This window comes from Metabacillus schmidteae, assembly GCF_903166545.1.
GTDB lineage: Bacteria > Bacillota > Bacilli > Bacillales > Bacillaceae > Metabacillus > Metabacillus schmidteae.
Map to the genome: position 1 here is coordinate 1,873,698 of NZ_CAESCH010000001.1, position 24,999 is coordinate 1,898,696.

The 24,999-nt window shown below is 36.3% G+C and carries 23 protein-coding genes; 15 read left to right on the forward strand and 8 right to left on the reverse strand.

Annotated features, from left to right (window positions below):
• Window positions 1-46: 46 nt before the first annotated feature.
• From proB to HWV59_RS08850, 3 genes are all read left to right on the forward strand, one after another.
• A complete protein-coding gene (gene proB, locus HWV59_RS08840; protein WP_175638663.1) occupies window positions 47-1,147 on the forward strand; it encodes a glutamate 5-kinase in 1,101 nt (366 codons plus the stop codon).
• A 13-nt stretch (window positions 1,148-1,160) separates the two neighbouring features.
• On the forward strand, window positions 1,161-2,408 hold the full coding sequence (locus HWV59_RS08845) for a glutamate-5-semialdehyde dehydrogenase (protein WP_175638664.1): 1,248 nt from the start codon (window positions 1,161-1,163) through the stop codon (window positions 2,406-2,408).
• Window positions 2,409-3,148: 740 nt separating this feature from the next.
• Window positions 3,149-4,588, forward strand: coding sequence for a sensor histidine kinase (locus tag HWV59_RS08850; RefSeq protein ID WP_175638665.1), 1,440 nt, complete (start codon window positions 3,149-3,151; stop codon window positions 4,586-4,588).
• Window positions 4,589-4,724: 136 nt separating this feature from the next.
• Here HWV59_RS08850 and HWV59_RS08855 read toward each other — a convergent pair whose 3' ends face one another.
• Complete coding sequence (locus tag HWV59_RS08855; RefSeq protein WP_175638666.1) at window positions 4,725-5,918, reverse strand: chromate transporter; 1,194 nt, start codon at window positions 5,916-5,918, stop codon at window positions 4,725-4,727.
• A 17-nt stretch (window positions 5,919-5,935) separates the two neighbouring features.
• Complete coding sequence (locus HWV59_RS08860) at window positions 5,936-6,244, reverse strand: PadR family transcriptional regulator (RefSeq protein ID WP_102232204.1); 309 nt, start codon at window positions 6,242-6,244, stop codon at window positions 5,936-5,938.
• Window positions 6,245-6,428: 184 nt separating this feature from the next.
• Here HWV59_RS08860 and HWV59_RS08865 point away from each other — a divergent pair, with 184 nt between their 5' ends.
• Window positions 6,429-6,620 carry a YwbE family protein gene (locus HWV59_RS08865; protein WP_102232205.1) on the forward strand — a complete coding sequence of 64 codons (192 nt, stop codon included), beginning with the start codon at window positions 6,429-6,431 and terminating at the stop codon, window positions 6,618-6,620.
• A gap of 81 nt (window positions 6,621-6,701) precedes the next feature.
• Here HWV59_RS08865 and guaC read toward each other — a convergent pair whose 3' ends face one another.
• Window positions 6,702-7,685 (reverse strand): GMP reductase, encoded by a 984-nt coding sequence (guaC, locus tag HWV59_RS08870; RefSeq protein ID WP_102232206.1) that lies wholly within the window; start codon window positions 7,683-7,685, stop codon window positions 6,702-6,704.
• A 253-nt stretch (window positions 7,686-7,938) separates the two neighbouring features.
• Between guaC and pxpB the strand changes: the two genes are divergently transcribed.
• The 4 genes from pxpB to HWV59_RS08890 all read left to right on the forward strand — a co-directional run bounded on the left by pxpB (window position 7,939) and on the right by HWV59_RS08890 (window position 11,414).
• On the forward strand, window positions 7,939-8,649 hold the full coding sequence (pxpB, locus tag HWV59_RS08875) for a 5-oxoprolinase subunit PxpB (protein ID WP_235991698.1): 711 nt from the start codon (window positions 7,939-7,941) through the stop codon (window positions 8,647-8,649).
• Window positions 8,646-9,674, forward strand: a complete 1,029-nt coding sequence (locus HWV59_RS08880) for a 5-oxoprolinase subunit C family protein (protein ID WP_175638667.1) — start codon at window positions 8,646-8,648, stop codon at window positions 9,672-9,674. The genes pxpB and HWV59_RS08880 overlap by 4 nt, the downstream gene beginning before the upstream one ends.
• Window positions 9,664-10,416, forward strand: coding sequence for a LamB/YcsF family protein (locus HWV59_RS08885; RefSeq protein WP_175638668.1), 753 nt, complete (start codon window positions 9,664-9,666; stop codon window positions 10,414-10,416). The genes HWV59_RS08880 and HWV59_RS08885 overlap by 11 nt, the downstream gene beginning before the upstream one ends.
• Before the next feature lie 83 nt (window positions 10,417-10,499).
• Window positions 10,500-11,414 (forward strand): AEC family transporter, encoded by a 915-nt coding sequence (locus tag HWV59_RS08890; RefSeq protein ID WP_175638669.1) that lies wholly within the window; start codon window positions 10,500-10,502, stop codon window positions 11,412-11,414.
• 37 nt (window positions 11,415-11,451) lie between these two features.
• Here the strand turns inward: HWV59_RS08890 and HWV59_RS08895 are convergent, their stop codons facing one another.
• The gene (locus HWV59_RS08895) at window positions 11,452-11,892 is read right to left on the reverse strand and encodes a hypothetical protein (protein ID WP_175638670.1); all 441 of its coding nucleotides are present in this window, start codon (window positions 11,890-11,892) and stop codon (window positions 11,452-11,454) included.
• Window positions 11,893-12,013: 121 nt separating this feature from the next.
• Here HWV59_RS08895 and HWV59_RS08900 point away from each other — a divergent pair, with 121 nt between their 5' ends.
• From HWV59_RS08900 to HWV59_RS08925, 6 genes are all read left to right on the forward strand, one after another.
• Window positions 12,014-12,349, forward strand: coding sequence for a hypothetical protein (locus HWV59_RS08900; protein ID WP_175638671.1), 336 nt, complete (start codon window positions 12,014-12,016; stop codon window positions 12,347-12,349).
• Complete coding sequence (locus HWV59_RS08905; protein ID WP_175638672.1) at window positions 12,349-13,602, forward strand: glutathionylspermidine synthase family protein; 1,254 nt, start codon at window positions 12,349-12,351, stop codon at window positions 13,600-13,602. The genes HWV59_RS08900 and HWV59_RS08905 overlap by 1 nt, the downstream gene beginning before the upstream one ends.
• A 17-nt stretch (window positions 13,603-13,619) precedes the next feature.
• Window positions 13,620-14,024, forward strand: a complete 405-nt coding sequence (locus HWV59_RS08910; protein ID WP_102232272.1) for a DUF350 domain-containing protein — start codon at window positions 13,620-13,622, stop codon at window positions 14,022-14,024.
• Window positions 14,025-14,199: 175 nt separating this feature from the next.
• On the forward strand, window positions 14,200-14,670 hold the full coding sequence (locus HWV59_RS08915) for a hypothetical protein (protein ID WP_235991699.1): 471 nt from the start codon (window positions 14,200-14,202) through the stop codon (window positions 14,668-14,670).
• Window positions 14,671-15,111: 441 nt separating this feature from the next.
• Entirely contained in the window at window positions 15,112-17,868 is a 2,757-nt protein-coding gene (locus HWV59_RS08920) for a GTPase domain-containing protein (RefSeq protein ID WP_175638674.1), read from the forward strand.
• A gap of 105 nt (window positions 17,869-17,973) precedes the next feature.
• Complete coding sequence (locus HWV59_RS08925; protein WP_175638675.1) at window positions 17,974-19,008, forward strand: SepM family pheromone-processing serine protease; 1,035 nt, start codon at window positions 17,974-17,976, stop codon at window positions 19,006-19,008.
• A gap of 327 nt (window positions 19,009-19,335) precedes the next feature.
• Here HWV59_RS08925 and HWV59_RS08930 read toward each other — a convergent pair whose 3' ends face one another.
• The 4 genes from HWV59_RS08930 to HWV59_RS08945 form a co-directional block, all read right to left on the reverse strand.
• Window positions 19,336-20,433: a Gfo/Idh/MocA family protein gene (locus HWV59_RS08930; protein ID WP_102232215.1), complete on the reverse strand. Its 1,098-nt coding sequence runs from the start codon at window positions 20,431-20,433 to the stop codon at window positions 19,336-19,338.
• A gap of 84 nt (window positions 20,434-20,517) precedes the next feature.
• Window positions 20,518-21,246, reverse strand: a complete 729-nt coding sequence (locus tag HWV59_RS08935; protein WP_175638676.1) for a ThuA domain-containing protein — start codon at window positions 21,244-21,246, stop codon at window positions 20,518-20,520.
• A 35-nt stretch (window positions 21,247-21,281) separates the two neighbouring features.
• Window positions 21,282-22,445: a Gfo/Idh/MocA family protein gene (locus HWV59_RS08940; protein WP_175638677.1), complete on the reverse strand. Its 1,164-nt coding sequence runs from the start codon at window positions 22,443-22,445 to the stop codon at window positions 21,282-21,284.
• Window positions 22,446-22,522: 77 nt separating this feature from the next.
• Complete coding sequence (locus HWV59_RS08945) at window positions 22,523-23,557, reverse strand: LacI family DNA-binding transcriptional regulator (protein ID WP_175638678.1); 1,035 nt, start codon at window positions 23,555-23,557, stop codon at window positions 22,523-22,525.
• A 368-nt stretch (window positions 23,558-23,925) separates the two neighbouring features.
• On the opposite strand from HWV59_RS08945, the gene HWV59_RS08950 reads away from it, so the two are divergent.
• A complete protein-coding gene (locus HWV59_RS08950) occupies window positions 23,926-24,957 on the forward strand; it encodes a LacI family DNA-binding transcriptional regulator (RefSeq protein ID WP_175638679.1) in 1,032 nt (343 codons plus the stop codon).
• Window positions 24,958-24,999: the final 42 nt, after the last annotated feature.

Consider the following 24,999-nt stretch of genomic DNA (forward strand, 5'->3'; position numbering starts at 1 on the left):
TTAAGGCTGAACAGGCGCTTGCGCTAATTTACTGGAGGAAATAGAGATGGATAAGAAGCGAATTGTTGTCAAAATTGGAAGCAGCTCCTTAACAAATGCAAAAGGACAAATTGATCAGGAAAAATTCACAGATCATGTTGAAGCTGTTGCGGCTCTTAGAGAGGCCGGACATGAAGTATTGCTCGTATCATCCGGGGCAGTTGCAGCTGGATTTGCCCGCTTAGGATATCCTACTCGTCCGATTACCCTAAAGGGAAAACAAGCAGCTGCTGCAGTAGGTCAAAGCTTGCTTGTTCAATCTTATATCGAACAATTCAGTCAGCATCATATTGTACCGGCCCAAATACTTCTTACTCGAAATGATTTTTCAAAACAAGAGCGTTATAAAAATGCCTATGCAACGGTAACAGAATTATTAGAGCGGGGAATATTACCTGTAATTAATGAAAACGACACAGTTTCTGTTGAAGAACTGACATTTGGTGATAATGATATGCTTTCAGCTCTTGTAAGTGGGCTTGTTCATGCAGATCAGCTTATTATTCTAACAGATATAAATGGACTTTATGACTCAAACCCAAACAAAAATCCACTTGCCAAGAGAATCGATTATTTAGCTGACGTGACAGATGATATGCTGGAGGTGGCCGGGGGATCTGGTTCAAAGGTTGGAACAGGTGGGATGAAGTCTAAGCTAATGGCAGCTAAAACAGCACTTTCATTAGGTGTACAGGTTTTTATAGGGCTTGGAAAAGGTAGAAATAAGCTTGTTGATATTATGCTTGGCAACGGAGATGGCACATATATAGGGAAAGAAGGTCTTCAAGCTGTTAACAATAGTCGCCAATGGATTGCGCTTCATTCAGAAATATCTGGTACAATTTTTGTTGATCAAGGTGCAGAAGATGCACTTGTGTATAAAGGGAAAAGCCTTCTGCCAGCTGGAGTTTACGATATTGAAGGATCATTTGAGAAACATGATGTTGTAGAAGTTGTCGGTCCACAAGGTATACTTGGGAAGGGTGAAGTGCTTTTTTCATCAGAGGAGCTTAAAGAAGCAATGGGAAAAAGAAGTGAGGAATTACACAAAGACGAGGTTTTATCTTCCATTGTTGTGATTCATCGAAATAAATGGGTAAAAGCATAGAGGGGGAAATGAGATGAGTGAAGTTCTTGTAAAAGGAAAAGCGGCTAAAGAAGCAAGTTTTGCATTGGTTGATATTTCAACAGAAGAAAAAAATGAGGCATTAGCTAAAATTGCTGATCAGCTTTTAGTAGATCAGAGTACGATCATTGAGGAAAATAAAAAAGATCTAGAAGCAGGAAAGAAGAATGGTTTATCTGACAGTGTGTTAGATCGAATTATGCTTAATGAAAAGCGAATACACGATATGGCAGAAGCTATTCGCTTATTAATTGATCTAAAAGATCCAATTGGAGAAACAATCGAAACAATTGAAAAAGAAAATGGACTACGTATAAAGAAAAACAGAGTACCGATCGGTGTAATCGGTATGATTTACGAAGCTCGTCCAAATGTAACCGTAGATGCAGCAACACTTACCTTAAAAACAGGGAATGCAGTTATTTTAAGAGGTAGCTCTTCTGCAAGCTTCTCAAATCAAGTGCTTATTAGATCCATTCATAAGGCACTTGAGAAAAGTACCGTTCCAGTCAATGCTATTCAATTGATTGAAGATACAAGCAGGGAAACAGCGAAAGAGCTCTTTCATCTGAAGGAGTATTTAGATGTTTTAATTCCACGTGGCGGGAAAAATTTAATTGATACAGTTGTAAGGGAAGCTTCTGTACCGGTTCTTGAAACAGGAGCAGGAAACTGTCATGTATTTATTGATGAAACAGCGGACTATCAAATGGCAGAAAACATTGTCATCAACGGTAAAACGCAGCGCCCTTCTGTTTGTAATGCAATTGAGACTATTTTAATAGAAGAAAAATGGTTTTCACAAAATGGGAGAAGCTTACTTGAATCACTAGATGCACATCAAGTTGAGATTTTTGGAGATAACAAAGTTACAAGTGTGTTCGAAAAAGCCAAGTCAGCTACTGAAGAGGACTGGCATACAGAGTATCTAGCTTTATCAGTTAGTGTGAAAATAATAAAAGATGTTGATGAAGCCATTCAACACATTAACACATATGGTACAAAACATTCAGAAGCAATTGTGACGAAAAATGAGCAACATGCTGCAACGTTTTTAAATAAAGTTGACGCAGCAGCGGTGTACCATAATGCATCCACTCGTTTTACAGATGGATCCGAATTTGGATATGGTGCAGAAATAGGGATCAGCACCCAAAAACTGCATGCAAGAGGTCCGATGGGGTTACAAGCATTAACATCCAGTAAGTACTTTGTTTATGGAACAGGTCAGGTTCGAAATTAATCTTTCTTTAAAACTTCTAAGGAAATTCCTTAGAAGTTTTTGTTTGTATATGCCTTTTGCATTTTTTTCATCCAGTTACTGTGACAAAAGATGTGATTTTATGTAATAAGTGGGTTAATAAAAGGTTTTTATTCTTAATATGGTATAATTTAGAAAGTTACAATGCTGGGTATGGGCAGCGGTGGTACTCCCGAGGCAGAGCGGGGGTGGTGCCGTGTATATCACAAGAGATGAATTGGATACAATGATCGCTTTTGCTGCTTTGGTCGTTTCGATTATTGTCGCAACTAGAAATAGCGGGAATAATAAAAACGACTAGCCCACCCTGACATTTGGCGATGAGGGTAGTGGAGCTAGTCTGTGGTTCTAGTTGCCTCAGCCACCGCAACTTTACACTGCGGAGTAACTAAAGCTTATAAAGGCGGTTGGTGTTCGTGCACCAATCGTCTATTAGTATTTGTTCTTTCCTCTATCATATACCAATCTTACCCAGGTATCAAGTTGCAGATGCCTGATAATTATTATTCAAACATCCTCTAAAAAGCTTAGTTTTCCACATATAATATGATACCGGTTTATTATTAAATATTAATGGAAAATAGTGTGATGCAAGAGTATAAGTAAGACATGACTATTCTTAAGATCCATCAAATGATAAAATGGGAAAGTCTTAAGGGAAGCTGTTAATATAGAGTACCTGATGCAACGACATATTTATAGGTACAAAAGGAAGAGAATTCGTGATAACGTCATTATTAATATTTACAATTGGCTTGTTACCTTTAGTTCTGGCAATAAATGTAACAAGGGTTTATAAAGGATCGCAATTAGGAATTGTTTTGTTGCTATTTATGTGTTCCATTACATTATGGCAACTGGATATTGGAGTTCTTTATTTAAAAGGAATTGTCCCGGAAGAATGGATTTTGAATTTATTCCGCTTTTTTCGAATTGGAACAACTGGTGTTGTACCGGTTATTTTTTATTTAATTTACCTTTTGCTTAATAAGCACACACCAAATATAAAAAACAAAACAGAATATAGTTTTTTTCAATCATTTTTTAACCTGAAAGTATTTGGGGGATTGGTTTTGTGGAGTGTATGGGTTTATGCGATTAGCTGGACTAAATGGGGAATTGAAGGATTAAGAGTTGTCCAAACAGCAGATCCTAACACAAGTATTTATTTTCCTGTATATGGAGATTATCATTTTCTGTACCTAATACACACAGGTACGGTCCTCTTTTTCCTGATCATCGTTGTGATTACTTGTAGAGGGATTCAGAATGCTTCATTAAAGTCGTTTTTGCGAACTTTTGCCTATTGTTCCATATTTTTATTGCTAACTGGATTTTTGAATTTTATCCCTGGGACAGGTTCAGTTCTCAGCAGTATTGGGGTTATTATTTTTTCATCAAGCATTATTTTTTCTTTCGTTAAAATGAATAATATCGTCTCAATAAACTATAATTTATTGAAAGAACGTCAGAAAAAGCTTGATTATATAGGAAATCTTTCCTCAAGTTTAATACATGAAGTGAAAAATAATATTCAAATTATTAAAGGTTATTCCAAGCTGGTTGCTGAAACGACTGATTTACCAACACAAAGTGAAAATTACGTGAGCATGATTCACCTAGGAACAAGCCAGCTTGAACAATTAACACATCATTACTCGGAATATATAAAAAAGAAAACTGTTGAGTTTAAAGATGCAGACTTAAACCGGATAATTCAGGAAGCGATTGAATTTACGAGTGAATTAAGGAAAGAGCAGAAAATTGACATTTGTTTTGAGCAAAAATATAAACCTCTAAAGGCATTTGCTAGTCCTACCTATTTGAAGCAGGTGTTTATTAATCTTATCAAAAATAGCTGTGAATCAATTGATGAATTTAAAACGAATCGTAATATTGCTATAAAAACAGATATTGTAGCTGATAAAATTATCATTGATATTTCAGATAGTGGGAAAGGGATATGTAAAGATCAATGGGAAAGTATTTTTGATCCATTTAATTCTACGAAAGAATTAGGAATGGGCATGGGTCTCCCATTTGTGAGAAAAATAATTTTTGAACATAGAGGGGAAATTTTTGTTCTTAAAAGCAGTCAGGATGGAACAACATTTCGGGTGATATTACCACAATATGAGTTTAGTGAATTGAATCCGTCATGAAAAAGGAGAGACTTTATATTTAAAAGTCTCTCCTTTAGTTTATACTATCAAAAAGTATATAAATTTTATGGATGATAGTATAAGAAAAACTAAGGCTTTCGCCATTAGGTCTTGGCGACAAGCCAATTTTTTCTAATTACAGGAACGTTAATAGATAGCCTCCTATAGCCCCAGTTAGAACAATTACCCATGGTGGGAACTTCCAATAGACAAGCATACTAAACAGAATCCCCGCAAATGCGAAATCTTTAGAGGACAAAATGGAGCTGGTCCAAATAGGATGGTAAAATGCTGAAATTAATATTCCGACTACAGCAGCATTTACCCCCATTAGGGCACCTTTAATCTTTGGGTTACGACGTAGTGAGTCCCAAAATGGAAGAGTCCCATAAATGAGCAGGAAAGCTGGCAAGAAAATCGCTACAGTTGCCAATAGTCCCCCTTGCCAACCGTTCATTACAGCTCCTAAATAGGCAGAAAATGTAAAAAGTGGTCCTGGTACAGCCTGTGCAACCCCATAACCCGCAAGAAAGGATTCTTCACTTACCCATCCTGCCGGTACAAATTCACGCTCAAGTAATGGTAAAACAACATGACCTCCGCCAAACACTAATGAACCAGAGCGGTAAAAACTATCAAACATGGCAATCCAGTTAAGTTGTGTAGCTTCTCTTAAGATTGGTAAAAAAATAAGAAGCCCAAAAAATAGTATTAAACAAAACATGGCAAACCTCTTAGAAATTGGAACACGCAAGATTGCATCTTCTGTTTGATTATGTTGTTTATAAAAAAGATAACCTAGAAGTCCAGCAATCAAAATAACACCTATTTGAATAAAAGTTGTTTGCCATAATAGTGTAGCGACAAGAGCAAATAAAGCTATTGATTTTCGTTTTAAATCAGGTGTGAGGTTTTTCGCCATTCCTAAAATAGCATGAGCAACAACAGCAACAGCAACAATTTTTAAACCGTGAATCCAACCTGACTCAGCAATATCCAAGCCCTGAAGAATTAATGCAAAGATGATAAGTGCAATTACAGATGGTAAAGTAAATCCGATAAATGAAACGATGCCACCAAGTAAACCAGCCCGCATCACCCCGATTCCTATCCCAACTTGACTACTTGCTGGACCAGGTAAAAATTGACATAGTGCTACTAAATCTGCATAGGTTTTCTCGTCCAACCATTTTCTTCTTTGAATATATTCATTGTGAAAGTAGCCTAAATGGGCTACAGGGCCACCAAATGATGTTAACCCTAACCTGGTAGAGATCAGGAGTATCTCTAATAAAGACCTCAAACTCATATTACTACTTTTCTCTTTCATCGTATCACCTTCTATCTTTAGTCTTTGATTTCCTTAAACAGCTCATAGGCCTTTTTTCTGGCCTCATTTAGAATTTCGCTTCCCTTTTCGGTTGTGGTATAGTATTTTCGGATTTTCCCCTCAACATTTCGATCTTCTCTAATGAGCAGGCCATCTGATTCCATTGAATGGAGAATGGGATATAGAGTACCGGAGCCAATACTGTAACCATGTTCCTTAAGCTCTTCGACCATCCAGACACCATAAATAGGGTGTTCCTTTGCATGATGTAATATGTGAATGTGTATAAACCCTAGAAAAAGCTTTCGTAATACTTTGTCTTCCAATTAATCACCTTCCATACATAATAGTGAATATCAATATCGAATTCCGATATTGAAAGTCTACAGAAGAATCCCCTAAATATCAAGGAACTATGTTATTCTTTACAAAATCTTTACATAAGGAACTAAAATAAGATCTATTTGTTATACTAATTAAAATTGGTAGAAAAAGAGAGGTGAAGGAATTATGCAGGGAACAAAACGTGCTGATATAAACTTAGGAACAAAAGTTAAAATCGTCCAAAAGCAAGATCAACGATCAGGGAAACTAACAGAAGGTATTGTCGCAAAAATCTTAACAAATTCATCTACACATCCACATGGTATAAAGGTAATGTTAGAGTCAGGAATTGTAGGAAGGGTAAAAGAACTGCTATAAATTTAATAGGATTATACGTAAATGAAAAATGAACTTCTAAAAAGTAAAGAGGAACTGCATAAACAGTTCCTCTTTACTTTTTTAAAATGTCTTATCACCATTAAAAATTGAGTTTTTCACAATAACATAATCAACATGACGGATTGCATCTAAACTCGTTCCACCGGCATATGAAATTGAAGATTGTAGATCTTGTTCCATTTCTGTTAATGTATCTTGTAGAGGTCCTTTATGGTCTACATACATTTTCTTACCTTCTACATTTTTCTTTTCACCTTTTTGAAATTCAGAAGCAGACCCAAAGTATTCTTTCACTAGCTTACCATCTTTTTCAATTGTTTGGCCAGGAGACTCTTCATGACCTGCAAATAATGATCCAATCATTACCATGGATGCTCCAAAACGAACTGATTTTGCAATATCACCATGAGTACGAATACCGCCATCTGCGATAATAGGTTTTGTTGCCGCTTTTGCACACCAGCGAAGCGCTGCCAGCTGCCAGCCGCCAGTTCCAAAACCAGTTTTAATTTTTGTAATACACACTTTACCAGGTCCAATTCCAACCTTGGTAGCATCCGCGCCAGCGTTCTCAAGTTCACGAACCGCTTCAGGAGTCCCGACATTTCCTGCAATGACGAAGCTTTTTGGTAAATGAGCTTTTATATGTTTAATCATGTTAATGACAGCATTTGAATGACCGTGAGCAATATCGATCGTAATAAAGTCAGGTGAAAGCTGTTCTTCTGCTAGTTGTTTAATAAAATCGTATTCTTCGTCTTTTACACCAACACTAATCGATGTAATTAATCCTCGTGAATTCATATCCTTAATAAAAGAGATACGCGTTTCCGGTTGAAAACGATGCATAATGTAAAAATACCCATTTTCTGCTAAATATATGGCGATCTTTTCATCAATAATTGTCTGCATATTAGCTGGTACGACTGGCAGCTTAAATTTATGTCCACCTAAAGTAACTGTTGTATCACATTCAGAACGGCTGTTCACAATACATTTAGCCGGAATTAATTGAATATCCTCGTAATCAAATACATTTTCCATGTTATACACTCCTAAACACGAATATTTAAAGAATTGTTATTTTGAAATGTTCGTCCCTTAGGTAATTTACATTATTTTTAACAAGATGTCAAAGCTTTTTGCGAAATTTTTTGAAAGGGTTTTACTGTTACTTGAATAGATTTCCCTTAAATGTTCCTTTTAAAGCATGATTTGGAATTCAGAATCTTTTAAATAATTTTAAGAGAAAGAATGATAAACTAATAGTAAGAAAGAAAAGATGTGGAGTGAGAGCATGAAAATGGAGAAAGTGACTTTTTTTCCACAAGGTGATAAAGCTGTGACAGTAACATTTAATCATGTAATAAGTAAAGAAACTCATATTCAAGTTCGCCATTTCTCTTCATATTTAATGGCAAATCCCTTTGATGGACTAGTAGAAGTAGTCCCGGGGTATACAACCGTTACGGTTTATTATGATCCAATCAAAATGAAATCGATGTCACCATATGAAAAGGTTGTAACTTTACTAAAGAACCAACTTTTAAACAAAAATATAGTAAATAAAGATACATCGAATATAGTAACGATTCCTGTTTGTTACGGAGGAAAGTATGGTCCGGATTTATCGTACGTTGCTGATTTTCATCAGCTTTCTGAGCAAGAAGTGATTGAAATACATACTCGTACAGAATATTTAGTATATATGATAGGTTTTGCTCCCGGATTTCCTTATCTAGGCGGAATGCCGAAAAAAATTTCTACACCACGTAAAGACACACCGAGAGTGAAGATTCCGGCAGGTAGTGTAGGAATAGGTGGAGAGCAAACAGGAGTTTATCCTATTGATAGTCCGGGAGGATGGCAGTTAATTGGTCAAACGCCTATAAAATTATTTGATCAACATCAGGCACAGCCAAGTTTATTAAAAGCAGGAGATATGGTTCGGTTTGTACAAATAACATCCGAGAAATTTGAGAACTTGCAGGCAGGTGATGATAAATGACGATAAAGGTAACTCAACCAGGGATACTGACAACAATTCAGGATATGGGCAGAAAAGGATTTCAGCAATATGGTGTGGCCGTTGGTGGAGTAATGGACGAAGTAGCCGCAAGAATTTCCAATCTATTGGTTGGAAATTCTGAAGATGAGGCTGTAATAGAGCTAACGGTCATTGGGCCAAGTCTTTTGTTTGAACAGGAATATCTCATTTCGATTTGTGGGGCAGATTTATCAGCAAAAGTAGACAATATACCAGTACCTTTATGGAGACCTGTGCTTGTGAAAAAAGGAAGCCGTTTGACATTTGGGCGTCCCAAAAATGGTTGTCGAAGTTATGTTGCTGTCGCTGGAGGATTGGATATACCAATCATTATGAATAGCAGAAGTACATATATAAGAGGCAAAATAGGCGGGATAAATGGAAGGGCATTGAAAAAAGGGGATCAGCTACAACCGAAAGAGCATAGAAGTTTAGAAGCTCAAGTCTTGACAGAGTTCCTTAAAAGAAAAGAAGAATCAGCGCCATTTCACTGTGTAAATTGGATGATTCCACCTCATATGAGATCTATCAATAAAAAAAATTCAGACATCAGAATCATAAAAGGCCCACAATTTACTATGTTTTCTTCAGCTTCTCAAGATAGGTTTTTAGCAGAGGAATATAAGGTTACACCTCAATCTGATCGAATGGGATATCGATTATCTGGAGCAAAGCTTGAAGTTACTTCTCAACATAACCTGCTCTCAGAAGCTGTGCCAATGGGAACAATTCAAGTACCGAATGATGGACAGCCAATCGTCTTAATGTCTGATCACCAGACAATCGGAGGATATCCAAAAATTGGGTATGTCATAAGTGTTGATTTACCAGGATTGTCTCAAATCATGCCTGGAGAATACATTAAATTTATGGAAGTATCAGTTTCTGAGGCACAACATTTATTATTAAAAAGGGAACGGGCAATAAAAGAAATTAAAATAGGAATTTCATTAGCAATAAGGAGGTCTCAGTTTCATGCAAATTGATATTAATTGTGATATGGGTGAAAGCTTTGGGCCATATATAATTGGGGCAGACGAAGAAATTATTCCATTTATAAGTTCAGCAAATATCGCTTGCGGCTTTCATGCGGGTGATCCAACGACAATGAGAAAGACCGTTCAATTGGCACAAAAATTTTCTGTGAAAATTGGTGCACATCCTGGCTTTGAGGATGTGAAAGGATTTGGGAGACGCAATATCATGATTTCTCCCCAAGAGGCATTTGACATAGTCGTGTATCAAATCGGCGCTCTATCTGGATTTGTGACTTCAGAGGGTGAGACTTTACATCATGTGAAGCCGCATGGCGCTCTTTATAATATGGCAGCACAAAATAAAGATCTTGCTGAAGCAATAGCAGAGGCAGTATATAAAGTGGATCCCCAACTTATATTATATGGACTATCTGGCAGTGAATTAATCGATGCAGGAGAAAAACTAGGTTTACGAACGGCGAGTGAGGTATTTGCAGATCGAACATATCAGGAAAATGGAATGTTAACACCGCGTATACAAAAAAATGCATTAATCAAAGAAGATGAACTGGCAATAAGGCAGGTTTTATCTATGGTATTGGAGCAAAAGGTAGTTGCAACAAATGGAAAAAAGGTATCAATAAAGGCTGAAACGATTTGTATTCACGGAGATGGTATATATGCTGCTTCCTTTGCTAGGAGAATATACAATACGCTGAAGGATAACGGTATCAAAATAAAGGGTGTGTAAAAAAGCAATTTCCTTAAATGAAACCGATTAGTTTAGAATATGCTATACTTCTTGATATCTAGTTTAGTAGAAAAGGTGAGTTTATGGAATTTGTTACAATCCTTATCCCGATTTTTTTTATTTTTGGTATAGGATTTATTGGAGAAAAGATACTTAAATTTGATACAAAGCCATTATCTAACATGGCTATTTACTTAATGGTACCGTTTCTTGCATTTGAGATATTTTATACAACTGATTTTTCAATTGATTATTTAATGATGGCTATTTATACAATTGGACTCGTCTTTTGTTTAATTTTAGTCATCTATGGCATTGCTTTTCTTAAAAAATATTCATTGAAAAAGACCTGTGGAATGATACTTGCCAGTGCTTTTATGAACAATGGGAATTATGGAACACCGCTCATTTTTTTCGCATTTGGTGAAACGGGATTACGATACGCCGTAATTCTAATGGTTATTCAGCAGCTAGTAATGTGTACTGTCGGGATCTATTATGCGGCAAAAGGGTCACCGAATGGTGGTGGGGTAAAAATGGCGCTTAAAGAGGTTGTGAAAATGCCAATTGTATACGGAACTCTGCTAGGGGTAACTTTCCATCTCCTTCAGATTCCTATAAGTGAGTCATTTATGGAGGCCATTTCCATGGTTGGGAATGCAGCTGTACCAATGATAATGATCATTCTCGGTATGCAGTTAGCGAAAATATCAATAAAAGAATTGGACATTGCCCCGTTATCATTAACATTAGGGATTCGATTATTTTTATCGCCCGTCATTGCATTTGGTCTTACACTCGTTTTGCCTATCGATGATTTATTAAAGCAAATTATGATAGTCTTATCTGCAATGCCAACAGCTGCAAATACAACCTTGTATGCATTAAAATACGACACTGAGCCACAATTTGTGTCATCGGCTACATTGTTTAGTACTGTATTGAGTGTCATCACACTTCCAATTGTTATGTACATTTCTCATGTGATATATGGATAAATAAGGCAGCTAGACGGCTGCCTTTTAAATTTGTTTTTTATGCCTTCACCATATAAAGAACAAATGTAGAGCGGTCTTCATCAATTTCTGCAGATATCTTTTCATATTCTTCATCCTGAATCCATAAATAATCATTACCGATTAATGATAAAGCTTCTTCATGTGAATATAAATCATATGTAAAGATTAATGGAGATACACTATATTCTTTATAATCTCTTACTTCAAGTGTAACATGTTGATAACTGTCAGCATGCTCAAAAACATATTCATCTGTTTCTTCTTCTACATAAATTACGTAATATTCATCTTCAAGACTTGAAGAGGTCTGCTTGTAAACTTTTTTTTCTTTAATAAAATAATCACAAAGTCGACGGCAGAAGATTTCATATGGATCTGAAAACTTATAGTGATAGAGTGCTGGATATTGATTACGTTCATCATTTAATCGATATTCCAATTTATAACTTTTTTTCATAATAATCCTCCAATGTTGTGATTATTTTTACTATACTATAAAAGGTGGGTTTTAACTGATTTTTTCCATTTTTATCTAAAATATTGTTAAATAAATTAGAAAGTTTTAAGGAGGTTATCACTTGAGCAAAACCAATAAGCTATTAACAGGTATCATTTCAGCAACAATGATCACAGTTGCTGGTTGCGGTAATAACGAATCATTACCACCTGTCCCGGAGGACACTGATTGCGGGGATTGGGAATGGGAGGCTGATGAGGGAGTATGGGAGTGTGATGATGATGATTCATCACATTATGGACATTATTATTATGGGGGAAGTTATTACTCAACAAAAAGTGGCTTGAAGTCCAGTTCTGCCTATAAAAGCTATAAATCTAGCAGCTCATTTAAGGGAGGAGGAACAAGCACCAGCTCTGGATTTGGAAAAGGATCCAGCGGAGGTTTTGGCGGGTAATGTCAAATAAATACAACCTAATAAATCATCAACTAAAGCGCAGCAAAGCCTATGGAGCAATCGATTCCTTTTGGCATGACCTCTATGACAGTGAGTACGCATTGTATGATATTGCTTTTTTGTCTCAAAAAGAGGTGGATGACATTCGACAAGCAACCAATCGAATTGGAGCGATCTTCTTTAAAACAGGTCAATTATTAAGAAGCTTACCTGATGAAACATTACGACAATTAGATATTCCTCAAAAAATATTGCCTTTTATTCGACATCGTGCGCTACCGATTGAATCCGTAATTTCCAGAGTTGATCTTGTCCAAACGAATGAAGGATTGAAAGTTCTTGAACTGAATAGTGATACCCCCACATTTGAAAAAGAAGTTTTCATGGTTAACGGCTTTATATGTGAGGAATTTGGCGTACGTAACCCAAATGAAGGTTTTGCTGAAAAGTTGGGAATGGAATTGCGAAAAGCATTAGCTGAAGTTTTACATCGTGGGAAGTTTACAGAAAAACCTGCAATTGTGTTTACGTCTCATGAATCCCATGAGGAAGATAAATATACTACTCTTTATTTAAAGGAAGTAGCAAATGTTGCAGCAAAATATGTTCCGCTACATAAATTAACCATTCAAAAAGGAATAGGACTGTTTGATGATGAAGGACATAAAATAGATGTTTTATATCGCCAAACATATCCAATTGAGCACCTGATTGAGGATGTTGATGAAGAATCAGGAGATCCAATTGGCATTCAGCTGCTTGAGTTAGTTTGTTCAAATAAATTGCTTATGTTAAATCCAATCTCTGCCTTTCTTCTTCAATCAAAAGCGGTTCAGTCCGTTATTTGGGGAATGATGGAGCTTGATCATCCATTTTTTACAGACCACGAAAAGATGTGGATTCAACAGTATTTTTTACCAACTTATCTTGAAGAAGATATGTTTAGGAAAAAAGATTGGAAGTATGTGAAAAAACCCAGTTTCGGAAGAGAAGGAGACACTGTTTCTGTTTTTCACGGAAAAACAAAGCTGTATGAAGATCAACATAAAACATATGGGCATTCTTTACCTGTATATCAAAAATATGTTGAACTCCCAACTAAAAACATAAAAACAGTACATGGTTACAAGGAAGCTAAAATATTAATTGGGAGTTTTTTAATTAATGGAGAAGCAAGCGGCATTGGGTTAAGAGCAGGAAATCAAATTACAGATAATAATGCTTATTTTTTACCAGTTGGAATAAAAACATGAAGGAAGGGATTAAAGAGATGACATTTTTAGATTTGTTTTTATCGACATTATCATATATTGGTATGGCAATTGTACTTCTGTTTATCGGAATTGTTTTATTTGAAGTAACGACTAAAAATAAAGAAATGCAACTAATAAAGAGCGGCAATAAAGCTGCCGTATACGCGTTTGGCGGACGTATTTTAGGTTTAGCCATTGTTCTATATTCATCTATTGCAAACTCTGTCAATGTTTTTGATATGGTTATTTGGGGCAGTGTTGCTATTATTATGCAAATTGTTATATTTTATCTTGCTGAATTGTTAACACCTAAATTCAATATTACAAAAGCAATAGACGATGACAATCAAGCGGTCGGATTATTTCTACTCTTTTTATCCGTCTCAATTGGATTAATCATTGCAGCGTCTTTGACCTATTAAGTGATTGAGCAGTATCTTTGCGGATACTGCCTTTTTTTAATAAAGTTGCGAAAAATGTCAAAATTCCTCTCATCAAAACAACTTCTTTTCAGAATAGATTTGGAAGTGATTGTAAATAGTAATAAAACGAGGGAAGTAATGGATTACTTTAAAAATGATGATGGGAAGCATACATATGACGTCAAAAACAGAAGCGATTCTTTGGAGTATTGCCTTACCGGGGTTTGCTCAAATACTTAATAAAAAATTATTAAAAGGTTTTGTCTTTATTTTTCTGGAATTTCTCATAAATGTAAATAGCCATTTTAATTCAGCAATAATGGCTAGCTATTTAGGAGAAATGGATAGAGCCTTTGAGGTACTTAACTATCAATGGCTTATGTTTTATCCCTGTGTATATATGTTTGCCATGTGGGATGCTGTAAAGGATTCACAAAAAGGGCAAACACCTAGTTACGCTTTTTTACCGTATGTATGTAGTGCTTATACTGTAACAGTCGGCACTATGTATGCACCTATTGTAAAGTTCTTTGGTGTATCGATTGGCCCTATTTTTTTTCCAATGCTTGCTTTAATTCCTGGCTTAGGGATTGGAGCACTTATTATGTACTTTCTAAGGAAGCTTGATAGCAGAAAAAATAAGTGAAAAAATTCATTTTAACCCCTAATAAAACCAAGCCTCTACGCGTATTATTATGTGAAGAGATTGATTTCTCTTTATTCACGAATTGACTATTTTTTATGCGCAGCTAGCCTTGTGATAGTAAACGGCACTCAGCGCATTTCTTTTTTTGTTAAGATAGAAGAAATTAGCAGCTCTGAAAATAATTCGAAGACTTGGCTAATTTCTTAGCATTATATTGATGCAACTACGTATACCGCTTTGCCTATAGGCTCGTCAGTCGGCGAGTTTTCTTTTTACGATTAGAAAGCATGGTGGATCGTTCGTAAACTAAGGTAACCCCCATTAGGACTTGGCGAACTGCCAAGGTTTTTCAAATGTTTATTTTTAATATGTGCAGGGGAAATATTAATAGGATAATATAAAAATATATAGGGACTTTATAGGGGTTGTAGGAGGAAGACGATGACGAGAGAAGAACAATTAATTGATAAGGTATTTTATCAAACCTTTTTACATGGGAATGATGATAACCCTGTCCATACGTTAGGACAGGTGTATTTCGAGGAGCAAAGTAGAGAAGAAAGCTTTGATTTGTCATACATACGGTATGCACAGGGAGAATTTTATTTTCATGCGCAGGATTATGAAACAGCTATTTTTAAATGGGAAAATATAAAAAATGAATTAGAGCCTTGGGCAAAAATGAATATCGGGGATGCCTATTATCAGCTAGGGTTACTCTCGGCTGCAGAAGATATGTATACATCAATAGAAACAGAAGAACTGACATTAAAAAGTGAAGTAGCTCTTAAGTTATTTGTCTTATATACAGAAAGAGAAAAGCTTGACCTTGCGTATGAAACGATTCAAAAGGCTGTTCTCATTGACCCAGATTATCCTGAAATAACCAGGACGGCACGGGATTTTTATGAGGAACAAAACGATCATGAGCATGCTGTGAAATTAGCTGTCAGTGAAGCGATACGAACTCAAGAAGAAGAATGGTTTTCAGTGGTGACTTCTTATGTGAAAGAAGGCAAAACAAAAACGTTTAGTCCAGATTATTTTGCTGAAGCACTACTCGCTATGTATGAGGCAAGCAGACCTTCCCTTGTTTCATTTATAGGAGCGTTATGGGAAAGTTATAAAAATGAAGATTCTTATCTTTATTGGATTCAAACCATTAATGAAATGGTTCTTTCAACTGTTGAATATAAAGATGATGCTGATTGGTATCAAATTGTCGAGCTATACGAACAAACATTTAAGGAGCTAACAGATGGTCGTTATTATTTACAAGAGCTTCAAAAAGTTATTCCGTATTTGTTAGCTTGTTGGTTAAAGCTTTCAACAAGATCAGCATCACTAACACCTGCAGCTACTGTGCTTGCATGGAATGAAATCTTCCCAGGTCAGATTATCCAAGATGCTGTGTATACGGCAGAGGAAGTTATTTTTGAAATTGAACATAATCAAAATGGATCAGAGCAAGCTCTTGAGTTGTTCAAAACGATTAAAAATTGGGCAGAAACTCATGCACTTGATGTGGATAAACGTGTGAGCTGGTGGTTAGAAGAATTAATCAACTCAAACATTAAACAGCATTTTCTTCTCATGGGTGAGGAAGGAAGCGGCAAAACAACCTTTGTTAATTCACTACTAGGTGATAAATTCTTTAAAGGCGCAAGTTCCTCCTTTGTTGTGCTGCATGATGAGGATGAACTGACAATGAGTCAAATCACAAGCACTGGTCACCGTTATCTTGAAGATCAGCGCGAATTGGTAAATGAAATGGAAGTGAATTCTTCCGCCTTATTCCAAGTAAAGAGACCTTGTATCTTTTTAAATGAACACCAATGTGCCCTAATCGATTCACCATCTGTTCATAAAGATCAGGAAACACGAGATGAACTCTTTAACATTTCTTTATTGGCAGACGGTGTACTTTATGTACTTGATGGCTCATCACCACTATCAGAAATCGAAAGTGATGTTTTATATCAATTGAAAAAATTTGCACCTGATGTAAAGGTTCATTTTATATTAAACAAAGTCGATTTAATTGCGAGTGACGCACACACTCAAGCTGTAATAAATGATATTAAATTGAAGATTGCCGATATTTACCCGGAGGCAGAAGTGCTTCCTTATTCTTCATTACATCCATTTGGGCAGCAATTAAGCCAGTTGAACACATTTATGTCTACTCACTTCCCTTACGAAATAAAGGAAAAAAGAGAAAAGCGGACAGCAAATATTTTAACGTTAATAAGAAAAGTACTTGCAGATCTTCTTCAAAAGCGCGTGGATATGGAGAAAGGGCTCATCTACTCAATTGAATGGAATGAAGATATCTTAGTTAGATTAAAGGGACTTACAAACAAATTATCTGACTTACAGTATGAAAAAGTTGATTCGATTATTTCTGCCTATAATACGTTATTAAAAGTTTCAAAAACAGAATTAAAAGAGACAGTCCCTAAGCTACTAAAAGAAAGCTCTGCTTTTATTAAAGAAGATAGTGATTTCAAACAAATCCATATTACTTTAAATGAAAAAATGAATGCTAAAATACAGGACTATATTGAGGACCAACTACTTCCAACCGTATTTCATCAGCTTGAAACATGGATTTCAGCTTCACATGACGAACTGCTTGAAAGCCAATCGTACTTGAACGAAATGAGTGACACATTCAATGATATATATGAAGAACAGAAGCTTTCCCTGCAGTGTGAATTTTCAATCTTAGACGACTGGAATCGTGATATTACAAGAATGACAGGTCGTGTCCGATATGAAAAAGAAAACATTCTTTTGAAAAATAGACCTACACAGCTTTTACTAAAAGGTGCTGGTAAGCTATTCGGTACAATGAATCAAAGCAATCATATGTTATTTAACCAATACAAAAAGTATGTTGAAAATGAATCTTATGAGGAAGTAACAAACTCAATCGCTAATAAATTATTCCTTCCATTTGAATTATTTGAAAAAGGATTAAGTCAAGATGTTTCATTGTTTTTCCAAGGCTCCATTAAAGAAGTTGAAAACACGATAACAGAAACAAAAGAAACCATTCAAAACGGTAATGAAGAGTTAGCGAACATGAGAGATAATCCTGAAGTTTTCTATGACCCATTAAAACTATTCGAAGTAAATCTCCTGCAACAGGATTTTACTCTGCAGGCGAAGAAGGCATATAGTCGTTCCATTTAAATGGAAAAGAGGCGATTTTTTAAAATCGTCTCTTTTTTTCGCCAAACTAGAGATAGAAAGGACTATAATGAAAAAAACAATAAATTTTAGGAGCAAAGATTACATATGTCAAAGAAGTCATTTAAACCAAGAATAAAAAGATTCCTACTTATCATGCTAGTACTTGTCATCATTGCCTTTATCCCGACACCCTATTATTTATATCAACCAGGGCCAATGGAAGAGCTGGCACCGATTATTAAGGTAGAGGATGGCTACGAAAATGAAGAAGGAAGCTTTCATTTAACAACTGTACTACAAGTAAAAGCTAATCCATATTTACTAGTTTATGGTTTAATAGCACCAAATACAGATATTATGGAGGAAGAGAGTGTAAAAGGAGATTTATCAGATAGCGAGTATAATCGATTGTTAGATTTTATGATGAAAGATTCTCAACAGAATGCGCTGGTTGCAGCTTTTAAAGCAGCTGGTGAAGATGTTGCAATCGATTATAAAGGTATTTTTGTTAGAGGGATTCTATCCGATTCACCTGCTAAGGATGTTTTAGAAGTGGGTGACATTATTACAAGTGTGGATGGAAATAAAATAGTAGAAGCACCGAAATTTATTGAATATATTCAGCAAAATAAAAACGAAGGTGATCAGTCGACATTAACGGTTTTACGAGGGGACGAAGAACTTAAGAAAACAGTGGATATCATAAAGTTAGACGATGCAACTGGTAAGGTAGGGATAGGAATTGCACCTGAGGAGGAATTCACTGCAACCATCCCAAAAGAAGTAAACATCACAAGCGAAGACATAGGAGGTCCATCTGCAGGTCTTATGTTTTCATTGGAAATTCTAAACCAGCTAACACCAGATGATCTAACCAAGGGATTTAAAGTTGCAGGCACAGGCACCATTGATCATAACGGTAATGTCGGACAAATTGGTGGCATCACTCATAAAGTCATTGCTGCCGAAGAAGAAGGAGCTGATATCTTTTTCGCTCCAAAAGATTTAACAGAAATTGACCAAAATGAAAAAGATGCAATTGCACAGGCTAAAGATCACGGCTATAACGTTAAAATTGTCCCGGTAGCTACTCTTTCAGAAGCAATAGAGTATTTGGAAGGGTTAGAAGAGAGGAAATAGATTAGTTTATGGAAAACAGTCTAATGAGAATGGATCATTGGACTGTTTTTTTCTATTATGGGAGGGGATGAAGGACAAAATTGGTAGGTGAGAATGGAGAAATGTCCTTCATAAGAGAGATGAAGAACAAAATCGATAGGTGAGAAGGAAGAAAAGTCCTTCATAAAGGGAATGAAGGACAAAACTATAAGGTGAAAAGACAGAAAAGTCCTTCATAAGCAAAATGAAAGAAAAAAATGACTAAGAACTCAAAGAAAAAAGTCTTTCATAAATATATGAAAGACTTAATAAATAAATTTATTAATAGTATTTCTTTCAAAGTCTTCCTTACTGTGAAACTTCCTGCTCCACATCTAGAGAATCAGGTCTTTTACACGTGCTTTCCATTAAATAATGTGTTCCTTGATCAGAGGAATCATGGAAGCCATGCATCGCCTCTAACACATGATAAGCTAATTCACCACTTGCACGATAAGTTCCACCGTTTAAAATAGCTTTTGCCATGTCAGCTACACCAAGACCTCTGCTGTTTTGAGAATTGCCGAAAGATAAAGGTACCTCAACAAATTCTTTTTCACCTTTCTTACGAATGCGGACAGGTCCACCGAATGTATTTGGATCTGGTACAAGCAAAGTTCCTTCACTTCCATAGATTTCAATAGGAGGAAGGGAAGAGCCGCCCATTGCATCAAAGCTTGTCGTGATGGTGCCAACTGCTCCTGATGCAAAATCAATCACGCCGGATATATGTGTTGGTGTTTGAACTTTAATTTTTTCTCCAGCCTTTGGCTCACTTGAAACTGTGCGTTCCGAATAACTAATTCTAGTAGATCCTGAGATTCGTTGGATCGGTCCTAATAAGGAAACTAAAGCAGTTAAATAATATGGCCCCATATCAAACATTGGACCGCCGCCTATGTCATAGTAGAAAGCAGGGTCTGGATGCCAATGTTCATGACCCCGGCCTATCATGAATGCAGATGCCCCAATTGGACTGCCGATCTCACCTTGTTCAATAAGTTTGATTGATGTTTGAATACCAGCACCTAAAAACGTATCTGGAGCACTTCCGACCAAAAGATTATGCTTCTTAGCCGTCTCTAAAATTTGTTTTCCTTCCTCCCGTGTAACAGCAAGCGGCTTTTCAGTATAAACATGTTTCCCTGCTTCTAGAGCTTGAATACATACGGCTGCATGAGCTTTTGGAATCGTTAAGTTGATAACGAGTTGAATGTCGGAATCGTTAAGAAGTTCTTGAACAGTATATGCTTTCGGAATTCCATACTTTGCTGCTTGAGAATGTGCTCGTTCAACATCAAGATCAGCACAAGCTACTAGTTCCAAGTGGTCAAAGTTTTGACAATTTTCCATGTAAATAGAGCTGATATTTCCACAGCCAATAATGCCAATCTTTAGCTTTTTCATATTTACCCCTCCAGATTTAATGAATGAACTGCTAACGCTCAGACTAATTACAAATGCTTACCATGTAAAAATTTGCGAGTCTGATTATTGACTATCTCCCATACCTGTATAAGAACGCGCATTAGCTGCAACCGCTAAGGATTCAGCGCGTTGTTTCCCTTCTGCCGCCCATAAGAATCCGCGTCGCATAATGAGTGAAACTTCTGACATTGAGACGATATTTGCTTTATGCCCTAAAGAACTATAAAATACATTTCCTTGTCCCCAACGTTTTGTCCAGACAACAGGCATATCAACCGCTTTATTTGCTGCATGTGGCCCGTCAACAACAGGGAAACGAGTTGTGGCTAATACTTCGACAGCTGGATCGAAATGAAGATAATATTGTTCACTTACTACTTTAAAATCTGAAAGTCCTTCTAAAAGGGGACTTGTTGAATGTTTGATGTTCACCATGTATTGCACACCATCATTTCCAGGGTGTGCAACCCAGTTTCCGCCAGTCATGAATTGCCAATCAACATTGTTACGGAATGAATCACACATCCCGCCATGACATCCTGCTATACCAACACCACTCATGACAGCTTCTGAAATGTTTAGTACATATTTCTTTTGAATTTCTCCCATTGTCCAGTGGGGAACAATAAGGTCTAAGGATTTTAATTTTTCCGGATCCGCATATGAATCTAACGAATCAGAAACTTCTACATTGAAATTCTCTTCTTCAAGAATTCCTTTGAAAATCTGAGCGATTTGTTCTGGTTCATGTCCGTCCCAGCCACCCCAAACAATTAATGCGTTCTTTTTCATAGATAAAACACTCCTTATAGGTTTACTTGAAAAATTTAGACTTCAGATACTTTAATCCACTGACGATTTTCAATTGAACGATCAACAGCTTCTAATACTTGTTGACACTTTACACCATCATGGAAGTTTGGTACCGGCTGACGGTCCTCTTTAAACGCTTCCATTAATTCGACTACTTCATGGATAAACGTGTGTTCATATCCAATTGTGTGTCCTGGCGGCCACCAGTTTTCAGCAAAAGCATGAGCTGGATCTGTTGCTAGAACCCGACGAAACCCTTGAACATCATTATGATCATCTGTGAAGTATACTTGAAGCTCATTCATTCGCTCAAAGTCAAAGATTACACTTCCTTTGCTGCCATTGATTTCAAATGAATTTGTACAACGATGTCCGGATGCATACCGTGTAGCTTCAAAACTTCCGAGAGCTCCGTTTGCGAAACGTGTTAAGAATAATGTAGCATCATCAACTGTTACTTCACCTTTTTCCGCATTACCGTCACTGCCACCTGCAGTTAAACCGGAAGTACCTGTTGTGATAGGTCTTTGCTTAATAAACGTTTCACTCATACCAATGACTTCGGTCATATCACCAATTAAATAATGTGCTAAATCGATTAAATGGGCTCCTAGGTCTCCATGAGAACCGGATCCTGCAATTTCTTTCTGGAGCCTCCAAGCTAGCGGGAAGTTCGGATCAACTAACCAATCTTGTAAAAACCAAGCACGATAATGATAAATGTCTCCCAGCTTGCCTTCATCAATTAATTTCTTTGCCAGCATAACGGCAGGGGCAAAGCGATAGTTAAAACCAACCATATGCTTTACACCAGCTGCTTCAACAACCTCCAGCATTTCACGGGAATCTTCTAGTTTAAGCGCTAACGGTTTTTCGCAAAAAACATGCTTGCCTGCTTTAGCAGCGGCAATTGTAATTTCCTTATGTACATCGCTCGGTGCATTAATATCTATTAAATCTATATCATCACGTTGAATGAGTTTTTTCCAGTCTGTTGTATATTCTTCCCATCCAAATTGTTTAGCAGCTTCAGCAACTCCTTCTGCATTACGTCCGCATATCACTTTCATTTCAGGATGAACCGTATGAGGAAAAAAGAGTGGAAGATCACGATAGGCGTGACTATGTGCTTTACCCATAAATTTGTAGCCAATCATACCAACTTTAATACTGTTCATAACATTTCTCCTTTAAAAGTTTTATAGAATTGGTTCAAAATATATGATCAGTACTAGTGCCTAGTAAGTTTAGGTAACTAGTACATGTCAAATGAGGTTGATTCACGTTCAATTAATGTAACAGGAAGCCGAACCATTTGTTGTTCGCACTCGTTATCAGTAATAAAGTTCAATATTTTTTCAGCTGCCAATTGACCCATTTCGTAAAGTGGAACTCTTACAGTTGTGAGTGGGGGTGATGTCATTCTTGCTATTTCAGAATCATCATAACCGATGATTACGTAATCTTTGCCAGCTTGAAAACCTAATTCACTCAGACCCTGCATAAGTCCAATTGCCATTCGATCATTTGCAGAAAAGATCGCTTTAGATGATGGTAGTAATGTTGCAATTGCTTTTGCAGCTTGATAACCACTTTTTCGACTATAGTTACCCTCGAAAACCAGCTCCTTTGAAAAAGGTATATTCCTTTTCGTTAGAGCCTGTTTATAGCCTATTAGACGGTCAAGGCTATTAGAATATTCTTTAGGTCCATTTATGAAAATAACATGTGGAAATCCTTTATCAAGTAAAAAGGATGTCGCTTGGAAACTACCATTTACATGATCTGCATCAATAGAATGAAAGGAATAGCCTGAATAGGTTTGATTTATTAAACAATATGGTAAATGTAATCTATGAAGTTCTTTAATTGCTTCAATCTCTCCTGTATTTTCACTGGAACCTAAAATAATGCACCCATCAACTCGTTGTGAGTGAAAAAGCTGTACATAATTTTTTCGTTCATCTGGAGTTTGAAAAAGCAGAAGCAAGCCATAGCCTAACTCTCCCAGCTTTGCACCAATTCCACTGACCAGCTCTGAGAAATAATGAGTGGACATGACGTTCACCTTTGGTAAATAAGGAACGATGACACCAATATTATGACTTTTTCCTTTTGCAAAATTTTGCGCAATGACATTCGGGTGGTAATTAAGTTCTTTAGCCGCTTGTAATACTTTTTGTTTTGTTTCTTCACGCAAGGGCGCGACATTGTTGAATACCCGAGAAACAGTCGCTTCAGAAACGCCTGCTAATCTGGCAACATCTTTTCTATTAGCTAATGTATTCACCTCCAAAACACATTATGTACACGCGTTCATTTTCTCTTGCTTTTAACCAAATGTCAAGTAGTATTCTAAAAAACTAGGAGATTATTACTTTTATAGAAAAAATTAAATTTTTAGGTTTACCTTTTATTTATTAGGGTATAAAAGAAATGACAGTATCCCCCCTGATACTTTCTATATATGAAAAACTTGAGGAGCCTCTGTACCTTGTACGGAGGTTTTTTTGTTGTCGAAAAACATGGGTTTAATTACCTAAATTGGAAAATGGGTGTTGTGTTATAGAATTGGAGGCATTATACTATGAAATGTAAACGGTTACATAAAAACTTTACGAACATAACATAATAGTTATACGCAGGGAGAATGGTTAAATGGTAAAAATGCGTGATGTAGCTAAATTAGCAAACGTTTCAGTTGCTACTGTTTCAAGGGTCCTGCATAATCCAGAAACTGTAAAGGAAGCAACAAGAAAGAAAGTTCTAAGTGTTATAGAAGAGTTAAATTATCAACCTAATATGCTAGCCCGCCAGTTTCGTAGAAATGAAACGAATATCATTCTCGTAGTTGTACCAAGTATTATGAATACTGTTTTCTCTGGTATTATTGAAGGAATTGAGTATGAAGCATCAAGGCATGGATATAGGGTTTTACTAGGGAATACGAATAGAAAAGTAGAAAACGAGTATGGTCTCGTTGAATTATTAAAACAAAAGCAAACAGATGGAATGATTCTGCTATCAGAAAGGATGGATTCAAATTACATAAAAACATTAAGTGAAGAATATCCTCTAGTTCTAGCCACAGCTTATATTGAAGGGTTAAAAGTACCATCCGTCTCGATAGACAATATTAGTAGTAGTCGAGAAGCTGTTGAACATCTGATTGGACTGGGGCATAAAAAGATTGCCCATATTTCTGGTCCGTTACAATTTGCAATGTCTAGAGATCGATATAAAGGTTATAAACAAGCCTTGTTGCAAAACAATATAGAGATTCGTAATATGCTAGTACAAGAGGGGGACTTTACCTTTGAATCGGGATATAATCAAATGCTGAAAATAATGGCATTAGAGAAGACACCTACTGCGATATTTGCAGCAAATGATGAAATGGCTATGGGAGCAATAAAGGCAGTGAAAGAGCTTGGAATCGATGTTCCTAGAAATATAGCTGTTGTTGGATTTGATAATATTGGATTTTCTTCTAAATTTGATCCTGCCTTAACTACAGTTGCACAACCACTTTTTGAGATGGGGCAAAAATCCATGAAATTATTACTACAGCAAATTCAAGGAGTACCTTTATTAAAAGAACAATATATATTAGAGTGTGATTTTATTGTTAGAGAGTCATGTGGTGGAAAACGTAAGGAAAAGGTTATAACAGAAAAAATCACCACATAAAATGTAATCGGTTACAAATTAGAGGGGGTGAATACATCGAAG